Raw genomic sequence first — 25,012 nt, 5'->3', positions numbered from 1 at the left:
GCGGCAGACAAAGCGCCGCTTGGCGAATTTCTGGCAGATGATGCGGCGAACCGCGGGATGATCGGCGGCGGATGCTAACAGAGTCGGCCGGCGCTCCAGCTGGATAGCCATTTCACCCTTCGGATCGGCACCGGTTATTCTCAGGACCGAGCCGTCCACTATGAGAAGCCGTGTGCCCGCACCTCACCTGCCGCTACCCGACCCCCTCGACCGCCTCTGGCTGACCGAAGCCGTGCGTCTGCGCGAAGAACACGCAGGGCCGTTGGACGATGCCGAAGCCAACCGCCAAGCTCGTGCGCAGGGCGGCGATCTTGCCGAGCTGATCGAGCGACGCGCGCTGTGGTTGGCCCACCGCGACGGGCTGATCGAGGCCCAGAAGCATTGGTGGCAGGGCGCGCGTCTAGCCGGCTTCGCGCTGGTCTTGCTCGCGCTGCTCACCGGTGCCGGGCTGGCGTGGGCAGCGCTTGGCGATGGGCAGCAACCGGTCAATGTGTTCTGGGCGCTGGGCAGTCTGCTCGGGCTGAATCTGCTAACGCTGCTCGGCTGGCTGCTTGGCTTCGCTCTGGCCGGCGACAGCGGCGGCGCGCTGGGACGATTGTGGCTCTGGCTCAGCGAAAAGCTCGCCCGCGACGCACGCGCCGTGCAACTGGCACCGGCGCTATTGGCGGTGCTCGAACGACGTCGCCTCGGGCGTTGGCTGCTGGGTTTGGGTGTGCATGGCCTGTGGCTGTTAGCGATGTCCAGCGCGCTCGTTACCCTGCTGGCGCTACTGGCCACGCGGCGTTATGGCTTCGTCTGGGAAACCACCATACTCGGCGAAGGCACCTTCGTCGGGCTGACCCAGGCGCTCGGCGCTCTGCCGTCGTTGCTGGGGTTCAGCGTCCCCGATATCGACCAGATTCGCGCTAGTGGTGCGCTGAGCAACGACCTCGAGAACGCCCGTCAGAACTGGGCCGGCTGGCTGGTGGGCGTGGTGCTCATCTATGGGCTGCTGCCGCGGCTACTGCTGGCGCTGTTCTGCCTGTGGCGCTGGCGACGCGGTCGTGCGCAGCTGCGTCTGGATCTGCAACTGCCCGCCTACCGCCTGCTGCGCGAGCGGCTGCAACCGCCCAGCGAACGTCTCGGCGTCAGCGACGCGGCACCGACCCAACTGCATGCCCCAAGCCTCGGCACTCAATTGAACGGCAGCGAAGGCGCCGTTCTCGTGGCCATCGAACTGGACCAGAGCCGCCCGTGGCCACCGAAGCTGCCTGACTCGGTCGCCGATGCCGGCGTGCTGGACGACCGGGAGCAACGCCGTCGATTGCTCGATCAGCTGACTCGGTTTCCACCGCAGCGCTTGGCCATCGCCTGCGACCCGCGTCGCTCGCCGGATCGCGGCACGCTTGCCCTGATCGGCGAATTGAGCCGTTGCGCCAATGAGACGCGGGTCTGGCTGTTGCAGGCACCAGTCGGCGAGGCGCTGGATAGTCACCGCCTGGAGGACTGGCGGCAGGCGCTGGATAGCCTTGGGATAGTCCATTCCTGCAGCGCGCCATTGATTTGGCTGGAGAGCGGTCATGACTGATGACCACGTCGAAATCGCCGGACGAATGAAACCCGCCAATGCTGAGCCACCCTTTGCCTTCCTGCAGAGCGGCGGAGGCCTCCTATGAGCGCCCCTCTGAAACTCGCGCTGGTCGGCCACACTAACGTCGGCAAGACCTCGCTGCTGCGCACCCTCACCCGCGATGTCGGCTTTGGCGAGGTCTCGCATCGACCGAGCACCACCCGCCACGTCGAAGGCGCGCGGTTGTCGGTCGAAGGCGAGCCGCTGCTGGAACTCTACGACACGCCCGGCCTGGAAGATGCCATCGCCCTGCTCGACCACCTGGAGCGAATCGAACGCCCCGGCGAACGTCTCGATGGTCCGGCGCGCACCGCACGTTTTCTCGACGGCAGCGAGGCGCGCCAGCGTTTCGAGCAGGAAGCCAAGGTGCTGCGCCAGTTGCTTGCTAGCGACGCCGGACTCTATGTGATCGATGCCCGCGAGCCGGTGCTGGCCAAGTACAAGGACGAACTGGCGGTGCTCGCCAGCTGCGGCAAACCGCTGCTGCCGGTGCTCAATTTCGTCGCCCAGCCCGGTCACCGGGAAGACCAGTGGCGCGAAGCGCTGGCACGGCTGGGTCTGCATGCGCTGGTGCGCTTCGACAGCGTGGCGCCGCCGATCGATGGTGAACGCCGGCTCTATGAAAGCCTGGCGCTATTGCTGGAGCAGTCCCGCCCGAAACTACAGCGACTGATCGATGATCACGAAGCCCAGGCCGCTGCTCGGCTGAGCGAGGGCAATCGGCTCATTGCCGAGCTGCTGGTGGATGTCGCCGCCTGTCGTCGCAGCGTCGCTGCCCAGCCGGACCTGGAACGCGGCGCGATCCGCGAACTGCACGACGCCGTGCGCGCCCGCGAGCAGCGTTGTGTTGAAGCGTTATTGCGCCTCTACGGCTTTCGCTTACAGGACGCCGCCGCTGCCGACCTGCCGTTGCTCGACGGCCGCTGGGGCGATGACCTGTTCAATCCCGAAACGCTCAAACAGCTGGGCGTGAAAATCGGTGGGGGGATGGCCGCGGGCGCAGCCGCCGGGGCCGGCGTGGATCTGATGGTCGGCGGCATCACCCTCGGCGCCGCCGCGCTACTCGGCGCCATCGCGGGCGGCGGCGCACAGACGGCCAGGCATTACGGCAACCGCCTGCTCGGCAAGCTCAAAGGCCAGCGAGAATTGACCGTCGACGATGCGGTGCTGCGCCTGCTCGCCCTGCGTCAACGGCAGTTGTTGATCGCCCTCGCCGCCCGAGGCCACGCCGCCATGGACGCCATCCGCCTCAATGCACCGGACGACAAAGCCTGGCGCGAGGGCAAGCTACCCGAAGCGCTACAGCGCTGCCGGGCGCATCCGGCATGGTCTTCGCTCAACCCCGGCGCCCGGCTGCAGGACAGCGAACGCCAGGCAGCGCTCGATGCATTGCAGGCAGAGCTGCGCGGGAGCTGACCCGGCTCGCCTGTCCCGATGGTGGGCTGAAGCCCACCCTACGCGGAACGCCGCGCGGCCCGCCCTACGAAACTGTGGCGGCAGAAGTCATGTAGGGTGGGCCGGGCGGCGTTCCGCTTCAGCCCACCGAGCGGTCGTTAGTCGACGCACTCCGGTCGTTTCAGCCCACCACCAGCCAGCCTCAAGGTTCAGTTATGTAGGGTGGGCTTCAGCCCACCAACAGGCCCCGCCGATTTTCAGTCGCGCTTGTTGGCAACTTCCTCCGCCATACGCGTCAGGCCCAGGTGGCGTACGTCGGTGCCGCGCACCAGGTAGATCACCAGTTCGGCGATGTTGCGGGCGTGGTCGCCGATGCGTTCCAGCGAGCGCAGCACCCAGATGACGTTGAGCACGCGGGAGATCGAGCGCGGGTCTTCCATCATGAAGGTGACCAGCTCGCGCAGGGCGGTCTTGTATTCGCGGTCGACGGTCTTGTCGTACTGCGCCACGGACAACGCCAGGTCGGCGTCGAAGCGGGCGAAGGCGTCCAGTGCCTCGCGCACCATCTTGCGCACCTGGTCGCCGATATGACGCACCTCGACGTAGCCGCGCGGCGACTCGCCTTCTTCGCATAGCTGGATGGCGCGGCGGGCGATTTTGGTCGCTTCGTCGCCGATGCGCTCGAGATCGATCACCGACTTGGAGACGCTGATGATCAGCCGCAGGTCGGAGGCCGCTGGCTGGCGACGGGCGAGGATGCGCACGCACTCCTCATCGATGTTGCGCTCCATATGGTTGATCTGATCATCGACGTCGCGCACCTGCTGGGCCAGTCCGGAATCGGCCTCGATCAGCGCGGTGACTGCGTCGTTGACCTGCTTCTCCACCAGCCCGCCCATGGCCAGGAGATGACTGCGCACCTCTTCCAGCTCGGCGTTGAACTGCTGGGAGATGTGTTGGGTGTGGCTGTCTTTGCTGATCATGTCTTTCGCTCCGAGGAGGCTGCCGCTAGGCGGCGCTGGTGCGCAGCGCACCCAGGTAAATTGGAAACCACGCGAGCCCGTCTGGGCTTTGGCAGAGTGTGTCCGGCAAGGAGGCGGAACGCAGACAGTACGTTTTTGTACGGCAAGTTCCGCCGACGCCGTCGGGCGCGCTCTGACATGGCCAGACATCAACCGTAGCGGCCGGTGATGTAATCTTCTGTCTGCTTCTTAGCCGGGTTGGTAAAGAGCGTATCGGTATCGCCGTACTCGATCAGTTTGCCCATGTACATGAACGCGGTGTAGTCGGAGACGCGGGCGGCCTGCTGCATGTTGTGGGTGACGATGACGATGGTGTACTTAGCCTTGAGCTCGTAGATCAGCTCTTCGACTTTCAGCGACGATATCGGGTCGAGCGCCGAGCTGGGTTCGTCGAGCAGCAGCACTTCGGGCTGCACGGCGATGGTCCGAGCGATGACCAGACGCTGCTGCTGACCGCCGGAAAGGCCCAGCGCCGATTCATGCAGGCGGTCCTTCACTTCTTCCCACAGCGCTGCACCCTTGAGCGCCCATTCGACGGTTTCGTCCAGCACGCGCTTCTGCTTGATTCCCTGAATGCGCAGGCCGTAGACCACGTTCTCGTAGATGCTCTTCGGGAACGGGTTGGGTTTCTGAAACACCATGCCAACACGGCGACGCAGGTCGGCAACATCTTCACCCTTGCGGTAGATGTTGGTTCCATCAAGGTTGATGGCGCCTTCGATGCGGCAACCGTCGACCAGATCGTTCATCCGATTGAAGCAGCGCAGCAGCGTGGACTTGCCGCAACCGGACGGGCCGATGAAGGCCGTCACGCGCTGGCGCGGGATGTTCATGCTGACGTTGAACAGCGCCTGCTTCTGACCGTAGTACAGGCTCAGATCCGGCACCTCGATGGCCACCGGCTCGTCGGCCAGGCTGAGGCTGCGCTTGTCGCGGCCAAGGGCGGAAATGTCGATGGAATGGGTATTCGATTGCATGTGCTCACTCCGTTCGCAGCCACAAGCTGCAAGCTACAAGCCGCAAGCTCAAACCGGCACTCCTCACTTTTCTTGAGGCTTGCCGCTTAAAGCGTGCAGCTGCTGTTAATGGTCCAGCGCCTTGTATTTCTCGCGCAGGTGGTTGCGGATGACGACCGCACTGAGGTTGAGCGTCGCGATCACCAGCACCAGCAGCAACGCCGTCGCGTAGACCAGCGGCCGCGCCGCTTCGACGTTGGGGCTCTGGAAGCCGACGTCATAGATATGGAAGCCCAGGTGCATGATCTTCTGGTCCAAATGCAGGTAAGGGTAGTTGCCGTTGAGCGGCAGCGAAGGCGCCAGCTTGACCACACCCACCAGCATCAGCGGCGCCACTTCGCCGGCCGCTCGGGCCACGGCGAGGATCAGGCCGGTCATCATCGCCGGGCTGGCCATGGGCAATACAACCTTCCAGAGCGTCTCCGACTTGGTCGCACCGAGGGCCAACGAGCCTTCGCGGATCATCCGCGGAATGCGCGCCAGGCCTTCCTCGGTGGCAACGATCACCACCGGCAGGGTGAGGATCGCCAGCGTCAACGACGCCCACATCAGGCCTGGCGTACCGAAGACAGGAGCCGGCGCCGCTTCGGGATAGAAGATGCGATCGAGCGAGCCACCCAGTACATAGACGAAGAAGCCCAGGCCGAACACGCCGTAGACGATGGACGGAACACCGGCAAGGTTGTTGACCGCGATACGGATGATGCGGGTGAGCACGCCCTGTTTGGCATATTCACGCAGATAGACCGCCGCGATCACACCGAACGGAGTAACGATCACCGCCATGATGATGGTCATCAGCACGGTGCCGAAAATCGCCGGGAAGATGCCGCCCTCGGTATTCGCCTCGCGTGGCTCGTCGCTGACGAACTCCCAGACCTTGGCGAAGTAGAAGCCCAGCTTGTCGGCCACCGACATGGCGTTCGGTCGATAGGCGCGCACGACCTTGTCGAGCGTGATCTCCTTTTCCTGACCGTCCATGGTGCGCACGACGATGCTGTCGCGGTTGAAGCTCTGGTAGAGCGACACCAGTTCGCCCTCGAGCGCCTTGTACTCGGCATCCCACTGGGCGCGCTCGGCGTCCAGCTGCGCCTGCGCGGCGGCATCGAGTTCACCGTCGAGCTCCAGCTTGCGGGTCTTCAGGCGCAAACGCTCGAGGCCATGGTTGATGCGGCCGATATCGGCCTTCTCCAGATGCGAAATCTGCGCATGCAGCTCGTCGATGCGCTCGATGCGGCGCTGAAACTCTGCCCAGGCGGCATCACCCTCGGCTACCAGCTGTCCACTTTCCTTGACGCTCAGCAGCTCGCCATAGAAATTGCCCCATTCGCGACGCTCGATGACGATCAATTCAGCCGGCTTGCGCGGGTTGCTCAACCATTCGCCGACGACCCAGGAGAAGTCCGCGCCATAGACCTCACGGTTGCCGACCTTGAGCAACTCGCGGGTCATGAACTCGCCGCCCTCGACGTCCACCGGCAAACCGCTGGCGGCCAGACGGGCACGCGGTACCTCTTCGGCCTGTACCAGCTCGCCGGCCAGCACGCGTGGCTCGGCACCTGGCACCTGGTAATCGGCGACCATGACGTCGGCCGGCCAGAAGTGCTCCAGCCCGCGCACAGCGATCACCGCCAGCAGGCCGAGGGTCATGATCACGGCGATGGAGACCGCACCGGCGTTCATCCAGATCCAGGGAGTGCCGCTCTTGATCCAGTTTGTCAGCGAATCCTTTTTCACGGATCGATACCTTTGTCGAAATCTTGTCGCAGCCAAGGGCTGCACGCTTGTCAGTGCCCGCAGGCGTGGCCCTTAGAGGCTGGCGTACTTGCGACGCAGGCGCTGGCGAATCAGCTCGGCCAGCGTGTTCATCACGAAGGTGAACATCAGCAGCACCATCGCGGCGAGGAACAGCACGCGGTAATGGGTGCTGCCCACCTCCGATTCGGGCATTTCCACCGCGACGTTGGCCGCCAGGGTGCGCATGCCTTCGAAAATGTTGGCTTCCATAATCGGTGTGTTGCCGGTAGCCATCAGCACAATCATGGTTTCGCCGACCGCGCGGCCCATGCCGATCATCAGTGCCGAGAAGATGCCGGGGCTGGCAGTCAGCAGCACCACGCGGGTCAACGTTTGCCAGGGCGTCGCACCCAGCGCCAGGGAACCCAGGGTGAGGCTTTTTGGCACGCTAAACACGGCGTCTTCGGCGATCGAGTAGATCGTCGGGATCACCGCGAAGCCCATCGCCAGGCCGATCACCAACGCGTTGCGCTGATCGAAGGGAATGCCCATTTCGTTAGTCAGCCACAAGCGCATGTCGCCGCCGAAGAACCAGTTCTCCAGATAGCCGCTGACGGCCAGCGAGCCCCAGCCCACCGCCAGGATTACCGGGATCAGCAGCACCGCCTCCCAACCCTCCGGCACGCTCAGGCGAACGTTTTCCGGCAGTCGGCTCCAGAGCCAGGCAGCCAGCAGAATCCCCAGCGGCATCAGCAGCAACAGGCTGAAGATGCCGGGCAAGTGGTTTTCCAGATAGGGCGCGAGAAACAGGCCGGCGAAAAAGCCCAGGATGACCGTCGGCAGCGCTTCCATCAGCTCGATCACCGGCTTGACCTTGCGGCGCAGGGCTGGGGCCATGAAGTAAGCGGTGTAGAAGGCCGCGCAGATCGCCAGCGGTGCCGCCAGCAGCATGGCGTAGAAGGCCGCCTTGAGGGTACCGAAGGCCAGTGGCGAGAGGCTCAACTTGGGTTCGAAGTCACCGGTCGCGGAGGTCGACTGCCAGACGTAATCCGGTTCCGGATAGCTTTCGTACCAGACCTTGCCCCACAGCGCGCTCCAGGAAATCTCCGGATGCGGATTATCGATCACGAAGCGCTGCAGCTGGTCGCCCGACTCCACCAGCAGGCGGGTGGCCCGCGGCGACAGGGCAGCGACAGCCGCACCCTCGGCGACCGGTTCGGTCAGCAGCGTGCGATGCGCGGTGCTGTGGAAAATCCCCAGGGTGCCGGCACTGTCGAGGGCGAGGAAGCCCTTGCGGCGCTCTTCGGAAAGGATTTGCGTGATCGGCTGACTGCCTAGCTGGAAGTTGCGCACATTCTCAAGCTCGGCCTGACCATCGCTGCCGCGCACCATGAACCATTGACCGATGCCGCCCGTCGAGTCACCGACCATCAGCGAGATGCCACCCAGCAAGGCAGCGACGCTGGTGATTTCACCCTTGCCACCAAGCAGTTTGTAGCGCCCGTTGAGTTGCTTGCGGCGTAGATCGAAGACGTCGACGCTGGCCCGGCCACTCACCGCGAACAGCCACATATGGCGCGGATCGATGCGCAGCGCTTTGATCGGCTCGGATAGCTGCGGCAGATCCAGGCGATCTTCCTCCAGGGTGGTCTCACCGGTCAGCAGATTTTCCGTGGCGGAGATGCGCAGGGCCTGCAGCGCGCCGTCAGTGGCGCCAGCGACCATCAGGGTCTTGCCATTCAGGCTGACCGCGGCGTGGGCGATGGGCCGACCTTCGGGGTCGAGCTGCAGCGGTTCCTGGCCGAACGGATAATCCAGCTGCGGGGTGATGGTCTTGTCGCCGTTCGGGTAGGTGATCTTGTAGTTGTGCTCGACGACCAGCACTTGGCCATTGTCCAGGCCCAGCACGATGCGGCGGTTACCCGGCGTGTCCTGCCCAACCGAGACGATGCGGCTGTCAGCCGGCAGCGGCAGTTCGATGGTGCGCAGGGATTCGCCGGTCCGCAGGCTGAAGAAGCGCACCAGGCCATCGTTACCCAGGCGCATGGCGACCTGGTTCTGCTCTTCCATGGCCAGCAACAGCGGCTCGCCAGCGTCGGCCAGCCAGGCGGGCTGCTGCGCATCACGCGCCTCCAGCTCCGCGCCCTGGAACATCGGCAGGACGACCTGGGCGAGGTAGAAGAAAATCAGGCAGATGGCGCCCAGCACGGCGAGGCCACCGATGGAGACGTACCAACGCGCCAGGTTGTCTTTCAGCGCGCGAATGCGGCGCTTGCGTTGCAGAGCCGGGGTATTGAAGTCCAGCCGTTGCACATCGGAATTCGCGCTCATGGTCTCTATATCGTTCATGCGAAGGGTCCTGGCCGCTCAGGCCGCTAAAACTGCCGCGCCTCTGGGAGCGAGTCGTTTCTACTGGCTACGGAGGGCCGGTCGGGCGCCTAATTTAATAAAGCCGTGTGACAGAAACATTACAGCGAGGTGACGCGACGACGCCCGCCAGCGCAAAAATGCGTGGCGGGCGTCTTGATCAGGCTCGCAGCGGGCGCGCAAGCCTGGCAGCAGGTCTTAGTTTTCCAGACCCAGTTCTTTCAGTGTCTTGTCGACGACGGTCTTCGGCAGCGGGATGTAGCCGTCCTTGACCACGACTTCCTGACCCTGCTTCGACAGCACCAGCTTGAGGAACTCGGCATCGATCGGGCTCAGTGGCTTGTTCGGGGCCTTGTTCACGTAGACGTAGAAGAAGCGTGCCAGCGGGAACTTGCCAGCCAGGGCGTTCTCTTCGCTGGCTTCAAAGGCTTCGCCACCCTTGGACAGGGGAACGGCGCGGACGCTGGAGGTCTTGTAGCCGATGCCCGAGTAACCGATGGCATTCAGGGTGCTGGAAATCGACTGCACCACCGAGGCGGAGCCCGGCTGCTCGTTGACGTTGGGCTTGAAGTCACCCTTGCACAGGGCTTCTTCCTTGAAGTAACCGTAGGTGCCGGACACGGAGTTGCGACCGAACAGCTGAATCGGCTTGCTGGCCCACTCGCCAGTCAGACCCAGATCGCCCCAGGTCTTGATGTCCTGCTCGCCACCGCACAGACGGGTGCTGGAGAAAATGGCATCGACCTGCTCGATGTCGAGGCTCTTGACCGGGTTGTCCTTGTGTACGAACACAGCCAGGGCGTCGATGGCGACCGGCACTTCGGTCGGCTTGTAGCCGTACTTCTCTTCGAAGGCCTGGATTTCGTTGTCCTTCATCGGCCGGCTCATCGGGCCCATGTTGGCAGTGCCTTCGGTCAGAGCCGGCGGTGCGGTGGAGGAACCGGCAGCTTGAATCTGGATGTTGACGTTCGGGTAGCTGCGCTTGAAGTCTTCGGCCCACAGGGTCATCAGGTTGGCCAGCGAGTCGGAACCGACGCTGGACAGGTTGCCGGAAACGCCGGAGGTCTTCTCATAGGTCGGCAGTGCCGGATCAACAGCGGCAACAGCGCTGGCAGCGCCTACACCAGCGGCAACGAAGGTCAGGGCCGCCATCAAACGATTCAGTGTCATACCTTGCTCCTAGCAGGGGTGTGCTCGAGTGTGTTGGAACGGGGGCCATTGTCTGCAGGCCGCGTGAACACTCTATGAACGGAATGTGACAATCTGGTTACGGCAACGGAGACGCGACTGCACGGTCGCTGCTGAAACATTCAGCCGCTATACTCGCCCCGGCCCGCACTACCGCGGGTTTTTCGCGCCAGAACAACAACCGCGCCGCGAGTCGACCGATGAAAGAATACGAACAGGAAGATCCGATTCCACAGGGCGATCTGGCCCTGCAACTCACTGCGCTGCCACGCGAGACCAACGGGTTCGGCGATATCTATGGTGGCTGGCTGGTCTCGCAGATGGATCTGGCCGGGACCGCCATGGCCAGCCGCGTGGCAGCCGGCCGCGTCGCCACGGTGTCCATCGATCGCATGGCCTTCATGGTGCCGGTGGCGGTGGGCGCGCAGCTGTCCTTCTATACCCAGACGCTGGATGTCGGGCGCAGCTCGATTCGCATGCTCGTGGAGGTCTGGAGCGACGATCCTGTCTCCAGCGAGTGGCGCAAGGTTACCGAGGCGGTGTTCGTCTTCGTGGCCATCGACGGTAGCGGTCGCACTCGCCCGGTATCACCACGCCGCTGAGCAGCTGCGGGCCTCGGTTGTCTGACCGGCGCTCATTGCGTAGCGGTTCTTGCCGGCCTGCTTGGCTTCGTACAAGGCCGTGTCGGCGGCGTGATACAGCTGTTCGGGCGTCTGCTCCGGCTGCAGCACCGCCACGCCAATGCTCGACGTGACGTGAGCACCATGCACCGAGGCCGGATGCGGCAACGCACGCTCTTCCAACTTTTGCAGTATCTGTCCGGCGATGGCCTGTGCCGATTGCGCATCACAATCGAGCAGTAGCAGCGCAAACTCCTCACCGCCCACCCGTGCCGCCAGATCCAGCGGCCGCCGCGAGAAGCCCGCGAGCAGCGTACCGAATTCCCGAATCAATGCATCGCCCGCCGGATGACCGAGGCTGTCGTTGTAGTCCTTGAAGTTATCCAGATCGAGCAACAACAAGGCCAGCGGCTTGCGTTCGCGCCGCGCCTGTAACAGCGTCTGCGGCAAGGTGCTATCGAAGCTGCGGCGGTTGGCCAACCCCGTCATGGCATCGTGCTGAGCGACCCAGCCGAGCAACTTGCGCATCAGAAACTGCTCGCGCTGCGAGTATTCATGGACGTAGCGGCTGATCGCTCCGAGCACCAGCAACAGCAGGTAATAGCTGACCGAAATCCAGTGCACCAGCAGCTCGCTCGGTGAAAGCACCACGACCGCGATCAGTACATCGAACAGAACGATCGCCATCGCACTGGCCAGGGCACGCCAGAAGGTTACGCCGAGAAAGAAGAACGAGCAGACGATCAACAGGCCGGCGCCATAGCGAAAGGCGAGCTCCGGCTGGGTGAGCTCGTATTGCATGTCGATCCGCGCCGCGATCACGCCGATCAGCACAAGGAACGCCGGGAACATACGGTTAGCGATGATTCGCGCCCGTCGCATGAACAGCGTCAGCACCAGGATTGCCAGACCGGGCACGATCTGCAGCAGGCGCAGCACGGTCAACTCACGCAACCAGTCGGGATCGTGATCACCGAATAGCTGGTGCTCGACATAGAGGTAACCGCAGACCACCAGGATCAGCAGACAGGCACCTAGCTGCTGCGCCAATCGCGCCTGGCGACCAATATAACGGCGGAATTCGCGTTCCAGGTCCGGTGCGAACAGCAGGCGTCGGAAACCATCGAGCAGCTGCTGCCCGTACGGTGTGTCCCGATAATCCTCGGCGGACTTGGTTTCTATGGTTCGCATGGGAGACGCTCATATACAGAAGCGAGCACATGATATCAATTAGGCATCATCGTGCTCGTTTTTCCGATGAGCGCCAGCCTCGGTGCAGCGTCACTACGTCTGGCTTGCGGACACAAACGCAACGCCGCACAATCGCCTATCTACATGCACCACTGGATGTATCGCGTGACTGCCCTTCTGCTCGCCCTCTGGCCTTTATTTGCGTTGATCGTTGCCGGCTATTTTCTACGACTGAAAGAATTCCCCAACGAGGCCTTCTGGCCGGGCGCCGAACGAATCAACTATTTCGTGCTGTTCCCGGCGCTGCTGTTCAGCAGCCTGGCCACTGCGCCGTTGAACAATCCTGCACTGCCGCGCCTGGCCGGCGCGGTCATGCTCGGACTGGGGCTGGTATGGATCGGACTGTTGCTGGCCAAGCGGATGCGCGGCTGGCCGGCTGCTCGCTTCGGCGCGTTTGCCCAGGGCGCACTACGCTTCAATACCTATCTGGGCCTGGCGGCGGTCGGCAGCCTGTTCGGCAAGGAAGGCCTGGCGCTGGCGGCACTGATGCTGGCGCTGATGGTGCCAACGGTAAACGTGATGTCGGTGTGGGCGCTGACCGCCGAGCGTGGCGTCAACGTGCGTTCGCTGCTGCTGCCGATCATCAAGAACCCGCTGATTCTCGCCTGCCTGGCCGGTGCACTGGTGAACCTCGCAGGGCTGGGTTTGCCCGCCGGGACCGATCGACTATTGAGCCTGCTGGCCGCTGCCAGCTTACCGCTAGGGCTACTCTGCGTCGGCGCGGCACTCAAGCCGCAGGAGCTGAGCGGGGAGATCCCGGCGCTGGGCTGGAACAGCGCGGTGCGCCTGCTGGCCGTCCCGCTGCTGGCTTATGGCGTGGCATTGGCTCTCGGATTACCGGACATGGAGACGACCATCCTGGTGCTGTTCTTCGCCCTCCCCACCGCACCCACCGCTTACGTCCTGACCCGCCAACTTGGAGGCGACAGCCACCTGATGGCCGGCATCATCACCCTGCAGACGCTGCTCGCTGCGGCCAGCTTGCCGTTGGTGCTGACGTTGTTGAACGGATGATCAGCGCAGATCCTGCGTGCGAAGCAAGCGCAGCAGCGCCACTGCCAGGCCGACACCCAACGCGCAGAGCGCAAGCAGGGGCCCGAGATAGCCTAGCGCGTCCTGTAGCCAACCGAGCAGATGGTGCAGCCATGCGGTACGCCGCGAAGCTTCAACCGCCACGTAGCCGCCCTGCACCCAAACCTTGTAGGCAGCATGCAGTGGAATCAGCGTCAGCGGCTGCAGCATCAGGCACAGCCAGTAACCGCTGCGCCGATACGAACCCAGCAAGCCCCACGGCAGATAGGCGGCACGGATCAGCTGAAAGAAGCAGAAGATGTAATAGCCAACCAGCAGCAGCACCAAAATGCTGGCCAGAGAGGGATCAAGCCAGAGCTCACGCAATACGGCCGCTGTGAGCAACAGGCTAAGCAAGCCCCAGACCAGAAGAAAGAAGGTTTTCATCGGGTGTCCCGGTGATCGACGAACAGCCATCGGAACAGAATTGCGCGACCCAAACGCACAACCGCTTCACGAAACAAGTTGCGATGCGCTGCGATCATGCTGACTTAGCTGTGCACGCTCAGAACAAGCTGAGCTGATCTCCCGTCGGCTCGGTTGCAGAGGAGCCCGGTAGAGGCTCTTCTGTGGCTCTGGTCGCTGCCTCGTGTAGTACCAGTCTTTCAGCCAAACCCGCAGCTCGCTCGGCACGGGTGTTTACCGCCTCGGCGAGACGCGCCGGCAGCGCCCAAATTTCCACCTTGCGCTTGGCTCGAGTAATGCCGGTGTAGAACAGCGAGCGGGTCAGCAGTGGACTGGGTTGTTCCGGCAGCGCCAGTAGCACCTCATCGAACTCCGAGCCCTGGCTTTTGTGCACGGTCATGGCGAAGGCGCTGTCATGGCTCGGCAGCCGCGCCGGGGCGAAGCCTCGATAGCCATCATCCCCCTCGAAAAACACGCGCAGGCCGTACTCGGTTTTCAGACAGAGACCAATGTCGCCGTTGAACAGGCCCAGCGCGTAATCATTCTGCCGCACCATCACCGCACGCCCCGGATACCAGCGTTCGCGAGCCGATACGCCGAGGCGCCGCTTGAAGCGCGCCTCCAGCGCCTCGTTGAGGCCGGTCACGCCAAAGGCGCCCTCGCGCTGAGCAGTCAGTACGCGAAAGCCGTTGAAGGCATCGAATGCAGCGGTCGGGTCCGCTTGCCGTGCGGCCTGTAGGTAAGGCGCATAACTCTGCTCCAGCCGTTCGATCAGCGACGTCGAGCTGGGCGCCGCGTTCCAGGCCAGATCGGCGCGGCCTTCCTGCAGCAACGCGACGGTACCCTTGGCGTCGCCGCCGTTGATCCGCCGCGCCAGTTCGCCGATGCCACTGTCGCCGGCGAAGCGATGGCTGTGGGTCAACAGCACCACCGCATCACCCAGGCGCGAGCGCGGCGTCTCAACCGGCACGCTTTGCCCGGTGATGCGTTGCAAATCACCCGCTGCCTGGGCGTCGAAGCCGCGCCCTTCGCAGAGTTCGGCGAACACCGCGCCGGCCTCCACCGCGGCCAGTTGATCTTTGTCGCCGAGCAGGATCAGCCGTGCCTTTGGCGGCAGCGCGACAACCAGTTTGGCCATCAGCGCCAGATCGACCATCGACGCCTCGTCCACCACCAGCACGTCCAGCGCCAGCGGGTTGGCCGCGTCGTGGCGCACTTTCGGGCTGTCGCCGCGACTGCCGAGCAGGCGATGCAGCGTGCGCGCCTCGTCCGGCAGCGCGTCCTTGAGCGCATCGCTTATCGGCAAACTGGCCTTGGCATTGCGAATCGCCTCGGCCATGCGCGCCGCCGCTTTGCCAGTGGGCGCTGCGAGACCAATCGCCAAACGCTCGCCGCCAGGCTGTTCCAGCAGCGCCGCCAGCAACCGCACCACGGTGGTGGTCTTGCCCGTGCCGGGGCCGCCAGAAATCACTGCCAGCCGACGGCGTACCGCCTGCGCCGCAGCCAACCGCTGCCAGTCGGGGCTTTGCTGATTGAAGGCGAACAACCGCGCCAGACTCTCGCTGAGCTGCGGTTCGTCTACCTCCGGCACATCCGCCGAGCGGGACAGCAGCTGTTCGGCCAGTTGCTGTTCGTAAGCTTGGTAACGGGACAGATAGAGGCGGTCGCCGACGAGCGTGAGCGGTGCGTAGTCATCGGGCCCACCGACCAGCGGGGATATCGTCAGCTGCTCACGCCAGCTAGCGAGTGGCGGCAGGCTGACATCGTGATCCGGCCAGGGACGTTTGCCGGCCAGGCTCCCCAATTGCAAACAAACGTCGCCGTTACCAAGCGCCTCGCAACACAGCGCGGCGCCGAGTAGCACCGGCTCCGCGGCCTCAGGATCGAGGCGCCGCAAACCGTCAATGAAGGCACGCTCCAACGGGCCGAGCGGCAGATCCGAGCGAAGCGTCATTGCGCGTCCCTCCACGCGGTAGGCGTCGCGCCGTTCACGCGGTGGGCTGAAGCCCACCCTACAGAAAAGTTGGAGCGCGCCGACTCCAGGCTTGCCACCTGTAGGGTGGGCTTTAGCCCACCAAAAAGTGCACCACATGGGCGTTGTGCTGAAGCAAACCTCTGCTCGCCCCACTTCACAGAACATGCGTCTCGCATCATCTACCTTCCTCGAACAACCGATCCAACGCATCGAGCAGCGCATCGTCCGGCCTCGCAAAGTACACGCCAGCCTCGGGCATCCCGCGTAGGAACAGGTAGAAGGCACCGCCCAGCTGCTCGTCGCGGAAGTCTGCCAGGCGCTGGCGCAGAAAGCGGCGCAGCGCCACCAGGTAGATCAGGTATTGCAGGTAATAGTGCTCACCGGCGAGCGCCTGCAGCAGCCGCTCGCCGCCGTAGTAGCTGGCGTCCGGGCCAAGCCAGTTGGATTTGTAGTCGGCGATGTACCAGCGGCCATCATGCTCGAAGGTCAAGTCGATGAAGCCCTTGAGAAAACCTTTGAGGCTGTCGAACTCCAAGCGAGCCGCCGCCTCGCGCAGAGGTCCGGCGAGGCCGTTGGCCGGGTCTGTCAGCAGCGTACGCAGGCGCGTCACATCGAGATCCTGAACCGGAAAGGTGAAGCCCAGCTCGGGCAATCGCCGCGCGGCTTGCAGGCCGGAAAGGCTCAGACCAGCGCCATCCAGGTCGGTCTCCAAGACCTGTTGCAGATGGGCGGAGGCGATCTCTTTCCACTCCAGCGGCAGCCCATAGGCCTGCAACGCCGGCTCGACCAGCTCCGGCAGCTCGCCCTTACCCCGCGCCCAATCTTCGAGGATCGCGTGCAGGCAGGTACCGGCACGCGCACCGCGAGGGAAGGCGAAAAAGCCGCTGCCCGGCTCGCCGGCATTGGGGATCGCCAGGGCGTCGCGATCTGGCGCCTCCATATGCATACCGGCGGCCAGACCGGAAAAACTGCCGATGCGCCAGGCGCTGTGCAGGCTGCGGTTGAGCTGCGACAACTGCTGTGGAGGTGCCGCGCGACCTGGTCCCTGGGCGCTGGCTTCGTGCTGCTCCAGCGATAGCAGCGCCATGCTGCCTTCGCTTACCGCGACAAGCCGCTCGATGGCGGTACGCAGGCTGGCGCAGTTCACGTCGGCCAGATGATTGCCGAGCTCTTTCAGCCCGTCATTGCCGGGCAACGCCCGACCGTGCAGCAGCCAGGCCAAAGCACTGCTGTGCAGGCCTTCGTCCGGCAGGCTGCCATCCTTTTTCGCTTTAGGCAGGCTCACTGGCCCCCAATGCAGCCAAAGCCGGTCACGGGCGCGGGTCAGGGCAACGTAGGCCAGGCGCAGCTGTTCGGCGAAGACTTCCTGACGTGCACGTTCGAGGTTTTCTTCCAGTTCGTCGCTGCCCAAATCCAGCAGCGGCTGACCGCTGTCATCGTGGCAGCGGGCGCTGTCTCGGTTCTTGCCCAGGAGCTTGCCGTCCCAGAGGAAAGGACAGAACACCAGCGGGTATTCGAGGCCCTTGCTGGTGTGGATGGTGACGATCTGTACCCGCTCGGCATCGCTTTCCAGGCGTAGCAACGATTCTTCGCCGGCACCTTCGCTGCCGCGCTGCGCGTTGAACCAGGCGAGCAAGGGTTCGAGGCCGGGGCGCAACAAGCTCTCGGCCTGCAGCAATTCGCCCAGGTGCAACAGATTGGTCAGCCGACGCTCGCCATCAACCCGCGCCAGCAGCCGCTCGGCCACGGCCTGCTCGTCCAGCCAGGCACGGAACACGCGCATGAAACCTTGTTGCTGCCAAAGCTGGTGATAGCGTTCGGCGGCTTCACGCTCGGCGTCCCACTGTTGCTGGTCGTCCTGGCAACGCGCGAGATCGGCGGCGCTGCGGCCCAGCAAGCGCGTAGCCAGGGCGTAACGCAGCAAACCCTCGCGACCCGGCTCGGCGTAGGCGGCCAGCACCGCGGCAAGTTCGGTCGCCTCTTCGCTGCGCCAGACGCTGTCGCGCCCACGGCGGACGCTGGGCACACCGCGCGCAGCCAGCTCGTCGGCAATCATGCCGGCCTGACGGTGATTTGCCACCAGCACGGCAATGTCGCCACCCTTGAGTGGCGTGAACACGCCGTCCTTTTCAAAACCGGCACGACCTTCGCCAGCAGCAGCCAGCTGCAGGGCGATGCGCCGTGCGGTGTCGCAGGCCGCCAGTTGCGCGGCCTCGCCCTTGCCGAGCGGATCGTCGCCAAGCCAGACCAGCGACAACGGCGCCGCCTCACCCTCTTCTACCAGACACAGGCTGGCACGCGATTTCTCAGCGGCGCCCACCGGCGGGTATTGCAGGTCGCTTTGGGCGAACGGTTGCGGATGATCGAACAGCTGATTCAGCGCAGCGATCAATGCTGGCGTGGAGCGGTAGTTGATCGGCAAGTTGTAGGGCCGGTCGGCCTGATTGCGTGCGGTGATGTAGGTCGCCAGGTCCGCGCCACGGAAGGCATAGATCGCCTGCTTGGGATCGCCGACGAAGCACAGCGATGCCGCACTGCCCTTGGCGTAGATGCGGTTGAAGATGGCGTACTGGATCGGGTCGGTATCCTGGAATTCGTCGATCAGCGCCAGCGGGTAAGTAGTGCGAAGCGAGGTCGCCAAATCCTCGCCGACCGGCCCCTGCAGCGCCTGATCGAGCCGATTGAGCAAGTCGTCGAAGGCCAGCAACCGTTGCGCCGCCTTGCGCTCCGGCAGTTCGCGGTTGAGCCGTTCGAGCAGCGCCACCTGCAGCGCGATCAGCCGTTGCTTGCCAGCCGGCAGCGCCTCGGCGACTTGGTCGGACAGTTCATCCAGCGCCTGGGCCAGTTCGCAGACGGGCGCGTCGAAGCCCTTCTTGCAGGCCTTGCTCAAGGCGCGCACGCCAAACTTGGCGGCGCCGTCGGGCAGGTCGAACATTACTGCCGGGTCGGCGAAATAGGCGTCCAGCTCGCCCTGCCAAGGCTCGAACTTGATGCTTTTGTGGGTGTTTTGGCTGAGTCCGCCGTGGGCGAAAAGCTCGGCGATCCAGGCCTTGCCGGCCTCTTGCCAGAGCGCCGCGGCCCGCTGCCATGCCGCCTCGACCGGACGCAGCTCAGCCGCGACCGGTGCCCCCTGTGGCTCGACACGCAGATAGGGCTTGCCCAGATGGCTGCGCAAACGCTGGCGCAACCACAGCGGGGTGATCCGGCTCTTGGCCAGAAACCGCGCCCAGGCTGGATCGGCATCGGCCAGCTCGCTGCGCCAGGCATCGGCGAGTAGGGCATCGATGATCTCGCGGTCGTCGGCGGTCAGCTCACTATCAAAGTCGCCGCCCGCCTCGAAGGCCGCGTCCTGCAGGGCGCGCTGGCAGAAGCCGTGGATGGTAAAGATCGCCGCCTCGTCGAACCCGTGCACGGCCAGCAGCAGGCGCCGCCGCGAGGCGTCGTCCGGGTAGCGGGCATGGAGGCGATTGAGAAAGTCGTCATCGCTGGGCGTGCCTTCATAGACTGCCAGCAGATCGGCCAGCCGCGCGCGGATACGCTCGCGCAGCTCGGCGGTGGCAGCGGTGGTGTATGTGACCACCAGAATCTGCCCCACCGACAGCTGCCGCTCCAGCAAAAGGCGGGCGTAGAGCGCCGTAAGCGTCCAGGTCTTGCCGGTGCCGGCACTGGCCTCGATCAGCGAGCGGCCGTCGAAGGGCGAATCGAGCAAGTCCAATTTCATGCGAACCCCCCGGAGGCGGCATGGGGTTTATCCGCACGCTTTCGCAACGATGCGGTACGGCCACGGAGGGACCACTCCACAGTGCACGAGCTTTTCGTAGGGCGCGCTTCGAGCACCACCAAGCCTCGACGCATGCGGTGCGCGGAGCGCACCCTACGGTGTGGGCAGAAAATCGACAGGCTCATGCGTCTTGCTCCTCGTCCTGGGCCAGGGCATCCAGCGCCGGACCGATCAACTGTTCGGCCAAGGTTTCGAAGCGTTCATCCAGCGGATCACGGTCGCGAAACGCCAGAGCATTCCACGGGTCTTCAGACTCGGCGGCGATGGGGCTGAACTCGGCGCCCAGCCAGGCTTCGCGGGCGCGCTTGCGGGCGCACTCGAGCGGCTCGCTGCCGCGGGCCGGCTTGCGATAGCCCTTGGCAAAGGCATGGCTGCTGCGCGGCAACAGCGGCAGCGGTTCACGAATTGCGCAGCGATAGGCGGCGAGCCAGGGTTCAAGCAGTTGCGCGGCGTTTGCCAGCGGGCGGAGTTGCCAGTCACCGGCCGGCGACAGCATCAAACTGTTGCGTTCGATGCCGGGCGTGGCGGCGAGGTTGAGCAGCAAGTGGCGCAGCCAGAACGGCGACAGGTCCCATTCGCCGAGACGGCCGAGCTTCCAGCCGAACAGCCCGCCCGGCGTCACGCCGTCGAGCCAGCCGTGAATACGCACGCCCGCCAGGGTGATATCCACAGCGAGCGGTTCGGGTACGTCGTCGGGACGCAGTTCGAACAGTCGCGGAGCGAACGCGCGCACCGGGCCGCGCAACTTACCCCACAGCGCCTGGCCCAGTTCGCCAGTGGGCAGCCAGCCGGCGGCACAGGCCATGCGCCGCTCTTCCTCATCGCTCCAGCCGTGCTCCAGCGCTTGCAGCGACAGGCGGCGCAGACCGTTCCAGGCGGGCATTTCCAGGTCGAAGGGCTCATCGCTGGCAAGCGCCTCCTGGTCATCGGCCAGGCGCAGACCCAGGCGCTGTTCGAGCAGGAAGCGCGACGGATGGCGGAAGCACTGCAACAGCTGGGACGGCTCAATGGTCAGCCAGGCCTCGTCGGGCTCGGCGAGCAGGCTGGTAAAGGGTTGCACTTGTGTCTGCGGCGGTTCGGCCAGGCGCTGGGCGGCACGGAACCAGGGCAGCGAGTAACCGGCGCAGGGGGCACCACCGAAATTATTTGGCGAGAACGGCTGCAATGGGTGGGCGACGAGAATCTTCTCGCTGGCCTTGGGCTGCTTCGGCTGCGAGGCATCGGCGCGGGCAGGATCGCGAGCGGGTTCGCTCTCGCAGACGGCGGTTATGTCGACGGCTTCGAGCACCTCGCTGAGCAATACAGAAGGTGGCAAGACGGCATTGTCGCGCGGGTCACGGCCGACATAGGACAGGTACAGCGCCTCGCGCGCCGAGAGCAGCGTCTCCAGCAGCAGGTAGCGATCATCCAGCCGCCGTGCACGGTCGCCGCGCCGGGGGTGGCGGCCGATCAGGTCGAAGCCCGACGGCGGCGTTCTCCGTGGAAAGGCGCCGTCGTCCAGGCCGAGCAGGCAGACCACACGGAACGGCAGGCTGCGCATCGGCACCATGGTGCAGAAGGTCACCGCACCGGTGAGAAAACCTGAGGCGCCGCCGCCCTGCTGCAGTGCGGAGCTGAGTTGTTGATGCACCAGTTCCAGTTCGATGGGGCGCTCGAGGTCCGCCGCCTGCGCCTGGTCGCGCAGCGAAGCACAGGCCTGGGAGAGCAACAGCAGGGTGTCGCCGGCCTCGCGCTCGTCGAACAGGGTATCGAGCAGCACTTGCAGGTCGTCCGCCCATTCGGCCAGCGGGCGCGGTCGGGCCAGCTGATCGGCCAGTTTGCCGAGGCGCTCGACGAACTCCACCAGCCGACCCAACAGCTGGCCTCGCGCGCCCTCCAGCGCGTCCAGAGGCCAATGTTCACCGAGCAGCGGGGCAGAGTCGCCGGCCAGTTGCGGTGGTGCGGCGAAACCCAGTAGCAACCGATCCAGCCCCTGGCGCCAAGTGAAGGCGGATTCGTCCGGCAAGCCCAGTCGCGCCCGCTGGCTGCCATCGCGGCCCCAGCGCACACCCGCCTCGCGCAGCCAGTCGCGCAGCAGCGGCAGGTCTTCGCTGTCGATCCCGGCGCGACGGGCGATGGCCGGTTGCTCCAGCCAGGCGAGGATTTCCTCGGCGGCGAAGCGGCTCTGCGCCAGCATCAGCAGTTCGAGGAAAGCTTCGATCAGCGGGACTTCGGCGCGCAGGCTGCGATCGGCGAGGCTGTAAGGAATCCGAGGGCTGCCCTCGCGCGGGGCGAACACCGCTTCGATAAAGGGCGCGTAACGCTCGATATCGGGGGTCAGCACCACGACCTGATCCGGGCTCAGCGCCGGATCGACGGCGAAGCGTGCCAACAACTGATCGTGAAGAATCTCTACTTCGCGAAGCGGCGAATGAGCGATATGCACTTCCAGCGAACGGTCATCCTCGGCCAGTGTCATGCGCTCGTCGGGCAAGCGGGTGCGCAAGCGCAGGATGTCGTTCTGTAGCGCGTGCAGCAGGCTGTCGTCGCGCAGGTCGTCGTCTTCGGAATACAGGCCGATTTCCTGGCGACCTTCGCTCGTCGCGAGACTGAACAGCGAATCGAAGAAGTCGCGGCCCTGCTTGCCGAGGCTCGCCAGCAGAGGGTGGCCGACGTCGAGATACCAATCATCGACACCGCTCTCTGGCTGTCGCGCCAACTCGCGGATATCGCGGATCTCGCCCCAGGCCTCGCGGCTCGGGTTGAGCGCGCAGACGACCACGTCGACATGCCGAGCCAGACCATCGAGTACGCGCAAGTGGTGCGGCGGCAGGCTGCTGATGCCGAACACCAGCAGCCGCTCGGGCAAGCCGGGCAAGGGTTCGTCGTCATAAAGACGCTGCAGCAGATCGTCGAGCAGACGGGCGCGATGCGGATGGCCGTCCTTGGTCAGCTCGCACCAGAGCAACGCCTGCCAGGCTTCGTCGGGACCGAGATCGAGGGTATCGCCGCGTTCCCAAGCCGCCAGCCAGTCGTCGCGGTAGAGCAAGTATTGGTCGAAAACATCGGCGATCTTTGCCGCTAGACTCAGCCGCCGGCGCTCGTCGCCGCCGTCGAGGTATTGCGCCAGACGGGGCGCCAGTTCGAGGTTGGACGGCTCGCACAGCCAGCCGTACAGGCGCCAGGTAAGCGTCGTCGGCGAGAAGGCTGATTGCTCCGGCAGGCTGCCCAGCACCGTGCGGCTCAGGTCCCAGACGAACTTAGCCGGCAGCTGCATTTCCAGTTGCATGGCGATGCCTTGCTTGCGCGCCAGCTCCAGCGTCAGCCAGCGGCCCATGCCCTGGCTCGGCACCACCACCAGTGCCGGCGCGAAAGGATCACTCAGTGGCTGGGCAAGCAAGGTGGTCGCCAGTTCGCCGAGGGTTTCCAGATCGGGAGCGTGGTAGAGACTGAGCATGGGCAGACCATTGAAAAGCGAAGTGGGTAGGTTACAGACCACCCGCCCGGCTAGCGAGTGACTGCGCCATCGTGCACCGGCCTCGCGACAACCTGCGTCGCGCCGGCCAGTCATGACAGTTTCTTGAACGGCACTACAGCGCGAAGGTCAACCGGATATCCCTCGATTCGTATCGCGTCGCTCGGCGCAGACGCTTGCCGTTGCCGCTCGCCGGAGAACCACACTGATGTTGACGTTGCTGCACCTGCTTTCCTCCATCGCATTACTAGTCTGGGGCACGCATATCGTGCGGACCGGGATCATGCGGGTCTATGGGTCGCATCTGCGGCGGCTGCTCGGCCACAGTATGGCCAACGCGCCGATGGCTTTTACCGCTGGCATCGGCGTCACCGCTTTGGTGCAGAGCAGCAACGCGACGGCATTGCTGGCGATCTCATTCGTTGCGCAGGGGCTGATGGCGCTGCCCACCGCCCTCGCGATCATGCTCGGCGCGGATGTCGGCACGGCGTTGATGGCCCGGGTGCTGACGCTCGACCTGTCATGGCTGTCGCCGGTGCTCACGCTGGTCGGGGTCTGTCTGTTTCTGTCGCGCAAGCAGACCCGTGCTGGCCAGCTCGGGCGCGTACTGATCGGCCTGGGGCTGATCATTTTGGCCCTGCAGTTGATCGTCCAGGCCGCCGCGCCGATCACCGAAGCGCGCGGCATGCGCGTGCTGTTCTCGTCGCTGGCCGGCGACACTTTGCTGGCGGTGGTCGTGGGCGCGCTGTTCGCGGTGCTCTCCTACTCCAGCCTCGCCGCGGTGCTGCTCACCGCGACCCTCGCCAGCGCCGGATTGATCAGCCTGCCGGTGGCGCTCGGCGTGGTGATTGGCGCCAACGTCGGCAGTGGCGTACTGGCCTGGTTCAACGCCACCGCGCAACCGGCATCTGCACGCCGCGTGGCGCTGGGCAATCTGCTGTACAAACTCGCCGGGTTGGTGGTATTGCCCTTCCTGCCAATGCTGGTCGAGTGGATGGCGACGCTCGGCTACAGCGCGCAGACTCAGGTCATCGCCTTTCACCTGGTCTACAACACGGCGCGCTGCGTGCTGTTGCTGCCCACGGTGGGCCTGATGGCCAGGTTATGCGAGCGCCTGCTGCCGGAGCGTGTGCTCGATGGCGGTATCGCTCAGCCGCGCCATCTGGACCCGACCGCCCTGGACACGCCCAGCCTGGCCCTGGCCAACGCCGTACGCGAAACTCTGCGCATCGGTGATCTGGTGGAAACCATGCTGGCGCGCCTGCTGGAAGTGCTACGCGAGGACCGACCGGAGCCGGGCGAGGAAATTCGTCGCCTGGATGACGATGTCGATGCGCTCTACAGCGGCGTGAAGCTCTATCTGGCGCGCATGCCGCGCGAAGATCTGGCCGAGCAGGAAAGCCTGCGCTGGGCGGAAATCATCGAGCTGGCGATCAACCTGGAACAGGCTGGCGACATCATCGAGCACATGCTCGGCAAGGTGCAGAACATCAAGACGTCCAAGCGACGCTCGTTCTCCGACAGCGGACTGGATGAGCTCAGCCAGTTGCACGCCCTGCTCAGCGCCAACCTGAGCCTCGGCCTGTCGGTATTCCTGTCCGGCGATTCGCACAGCGCGCGGCAACTGCTGCAGCAGAAGCGGCAATTTCGCAAGCGTGAACGCGAACTGGCCCATGCGCATGTCCATCGGTTGCATCAGCAGGTGGTCGAAAGCATCGAAACCAGCGCGGCGCATCTGGAGCTGATCGCCGACATGAAGCGGCTGAACTCGTTGTTCTGCAGCGCGGCCTATGCGGCGCTGGACGGCGCAGGTAGCGGCAAGAGCCGACCGTCGGCCGAAACATCCCATGACGCGGCGCCGGCCGAGCATCATCTGCCGGGCAGGCCTGCATAGGCGAGGCCTGCCCATGAGGAGCATGCCGATCAATAAGCGCTGTCGATCAAGGCACGCCTGCATTTCGGACAGGCCTGCGGCCTGTATTCGCCGCGAGGGCGCGCCTCCCACAGGTTGGACGCGTATCTGCCGCTTTTGTGGGAGGCCCGACTCTGGGCGAGGATTTTTTCCGCTCTTGGCTGGCTTCTGCTCGCATTCGCCGGGGCGCGTCCACTAGGGCGAGGTGA

The 25,012-nt window shown here is 64.7% G+C and carries 15 protein-coding genes; 5 read left to right on the top strand and 10 right to left on the bottom strand.

Annotation, left to right across the window (positions count from 1 at the left end; translation table 11 throughout):
* Positions 1–172: 172 nt before the first annotated feature.
* Complete coding sequence (locus E0D86_RS07915) at positions 173–1,567, top strand: DUF2868 domain-containing protein (protein ID WP_371924050.1); 1,395 nt, start codon at positions 173–175, stop codon at positions 1,565–1,567.
* A gap of 84 nt (positions 1,568–1,651) precedes the next feature.
* Positions 1,652–3,025 (top strand): GTPase/DUF3482 domain-containing protein, encoded by a 1,374-nt coding sequence (locus tag E0D86_RS07910; RefSeq protein ID WP_131649463.1) that lies wholly within the window; start codon positions 1,652–1,654, stop codon positions 3,023–3,025.
* A 236-nt stretch (positions 3,026–3,261) separates the two neighbouring features.
* Here E0D86_RS07910 and phoU read toward each other — a convergent pair whose 3' ends face one another.
* The 5 genes from phoU to E0D86_RS07885 all read right to left on the bottom strand — a co-directional run bounded on the left by phoU (position 3,262) and on the right by E0D86_RS07885 (position 10,316).
* Entirely contained in the window at positions 3,262–3,987 is a 726-nt protein-coding gene (gene phoU, locus E0D86_RS07905) for a phosphate signaling complex protein PhoU (protein WP_131649462.1), read from the bottom strand.
* A 188-nt stretch (positions 3,988–4,175) separates the two neighbouring features.
* Positions 4,176–5,003, bottom strand: coding sequence for a phosphate ABC transporter ATP-binding protein PstB (gene pstB / locus E0D86_RS07900; protein WP_131649461.1), 828 nt, complete (start codon positions 5,001–5,003; stop codon positions 4,176–4,178).
* Positions 5,004–5,108: 105 nt separating this feature from the next.
* Entirely contained in the window at positions 5,109–6,725 is a 1,617-nt protein-coding gene (gene pstA, locus E0D86_RS07895; protein ID WP_165914226.1) for a phosphate ABC transporter permease PstA, read from the bottom strand.
* 126 nt (positions 6,726–6,851) lie between these two features.
* Entirely contained in the window at positions 6,852–9,128 is a 2,277-nt protein-coding gene (locus E0D86_RS07890; protein ID WP_131649459.1) for an ABC transporter permease subunit, read from the bottom strand.
* Between the two features lie 216 nt (positions 9,129–9,344).
* A complete protein-coding gene (locus E0D86_RS07885) occupies positions 9,345–10,316 on the bottom strand; it encodes a PstS family phosphate ABC transporter substrate-binding protein (protein ID WP_131649458.1) in 972 nt (323 codons plus the stop codon).
* 218 nt (positions 10,317–10,534) lie between these two features.
* On the opposite strand from E0D86_RS07885, the gene E0D86_RS07880 reads away from it, so the two are divergent.
* A complete protein-coding gene (locus E0D86_RS07880) occupies positions 10,535–10,936 on the top strand; it encodes an acyl-CoA thioesterase (RefSeq protein WP_131649457.1) in 402 nt (133 codons plus the stop codon).
* Here E0D86_RS07880 and E0D86_RS07875 read toward each other — a convergent pair.
* Entirely contained in the window at positions 10,922–12,145 is a 1,224-nt protein-coding gene (locus E0D86_RS07875; protein WP_131649456.1) for a diguanylate cyclase, read from the bottom strand. The two genes, E0D86_RS07880 and E0D86_RS07875, sit on opposite strands and share 15 nt — an antisense overlap.
* 144 nt (positions 12,146–12,289) lie before the next feature.
* Between E0D86_RS07875 and E0D86_RS07870 the strand changes: the two genes are divergently transcribed.
* On the top strand, positions 12,290–13,219 hold the full coding sequence (locus tag E0D86_RS07870) for an AEC family transporter (protein ID WP_165914225.1): 930 nt from the start codon (positions 12,290–12,292) through the stop codon (positions 13,217–13,219).
* On the opposite strand, the gene E0D86_RS07865 is transcribed toward E0D86_RS07870, so the two are convergent.
* The 4 genes from E0D86_RS07865 to recC form a co-directional block, all read right to left on the bottom strand.
* Positions 13,220–13,663 carry a hypothetical protein gene (locus E0D86_RS07865; RefSeq protein ID WP_131649455.1) on the bottom strand — a complete coding sequence of 148 codons (444 nt, stop codon included), beginning with the start codon at positions 13,661–13,663 and terminating at the stop codon, positions 13,220–13,222. It abuts the gene before it with no gap.
* Positions 13,664–13,781: 118 nt separating this feature from the next.
* Complete coding sequence (gene recD / locus E0D86_RS07860; protein WP_131649454.1) at positions 13,782–15,635, bottom strand: exodeoxyribonuclease V subunit alpha; 1,854 nt, start codon at positions 15,633–15,635, stop codon at positions 13,782–13,784.
* A gap of 196 nt (positions 15,636–15,831) precedes the next feature.
* Positions 15,832–19,377, bottom strand: coding sequence for an exodeoxyribonuclease V subunit beta (gene recB, locus E0D86_RS07855; RefSeq protein ID WP_131649453.1), 3,546 nt, complete (start codon positions 19,375–19,377; stop codon positions 15,832–15,834).
* A 181-nt stretch (positions 19,378–19,558) separates the two neighbouring features.
* A complete protein-coding gene (gene recC, locus E0D86_RS07850) occupies positions 19,559–22,873 on the bottom strand; it encodes an exodeoxyribonuclease V subunit gamma (protein WP_131650020.1) in 3,315 nt (1,104 codons plus the stop codon).
* A 226-nt stretch (positions 22,874–23,099) separates the two neighbouring features.
* On the opposite strand from recC, the gene E0D86_RS07845 reads away from it, so the two are divergent.
* Positions 23,100–24,785 carry a Na/Pi cotransporter family protein gene (locus E0D86_RS07845; RefSeq protein WP_131649452.1) on the top strand — a complete coding sequence of 562 codons (1,686 nt, stop codon included), beginning with the start codon at positions 23,100–23,102 and terminating at the stop codon, positions 24,783–24,785.
* The last annotated feature ends 227 nt before the right edge of the window (positions 24,786–25,012 follow it).

The organism is Pseudomonas sp. IC_126 (genome assembly GCF_004331835.1).
In the GTDB taxonomy this organism is placed as follows: domain Bacteria; phylum Pseudomonadota; class Gammaproteobacteria; order Pseudomonadales; family Pseudomonadaceae; genus Stutzerimonas.
Note: the sequence above shows the minus strand (reverse complement) of the source record. Positions and strands in the feature narration are given on the sequence as shown.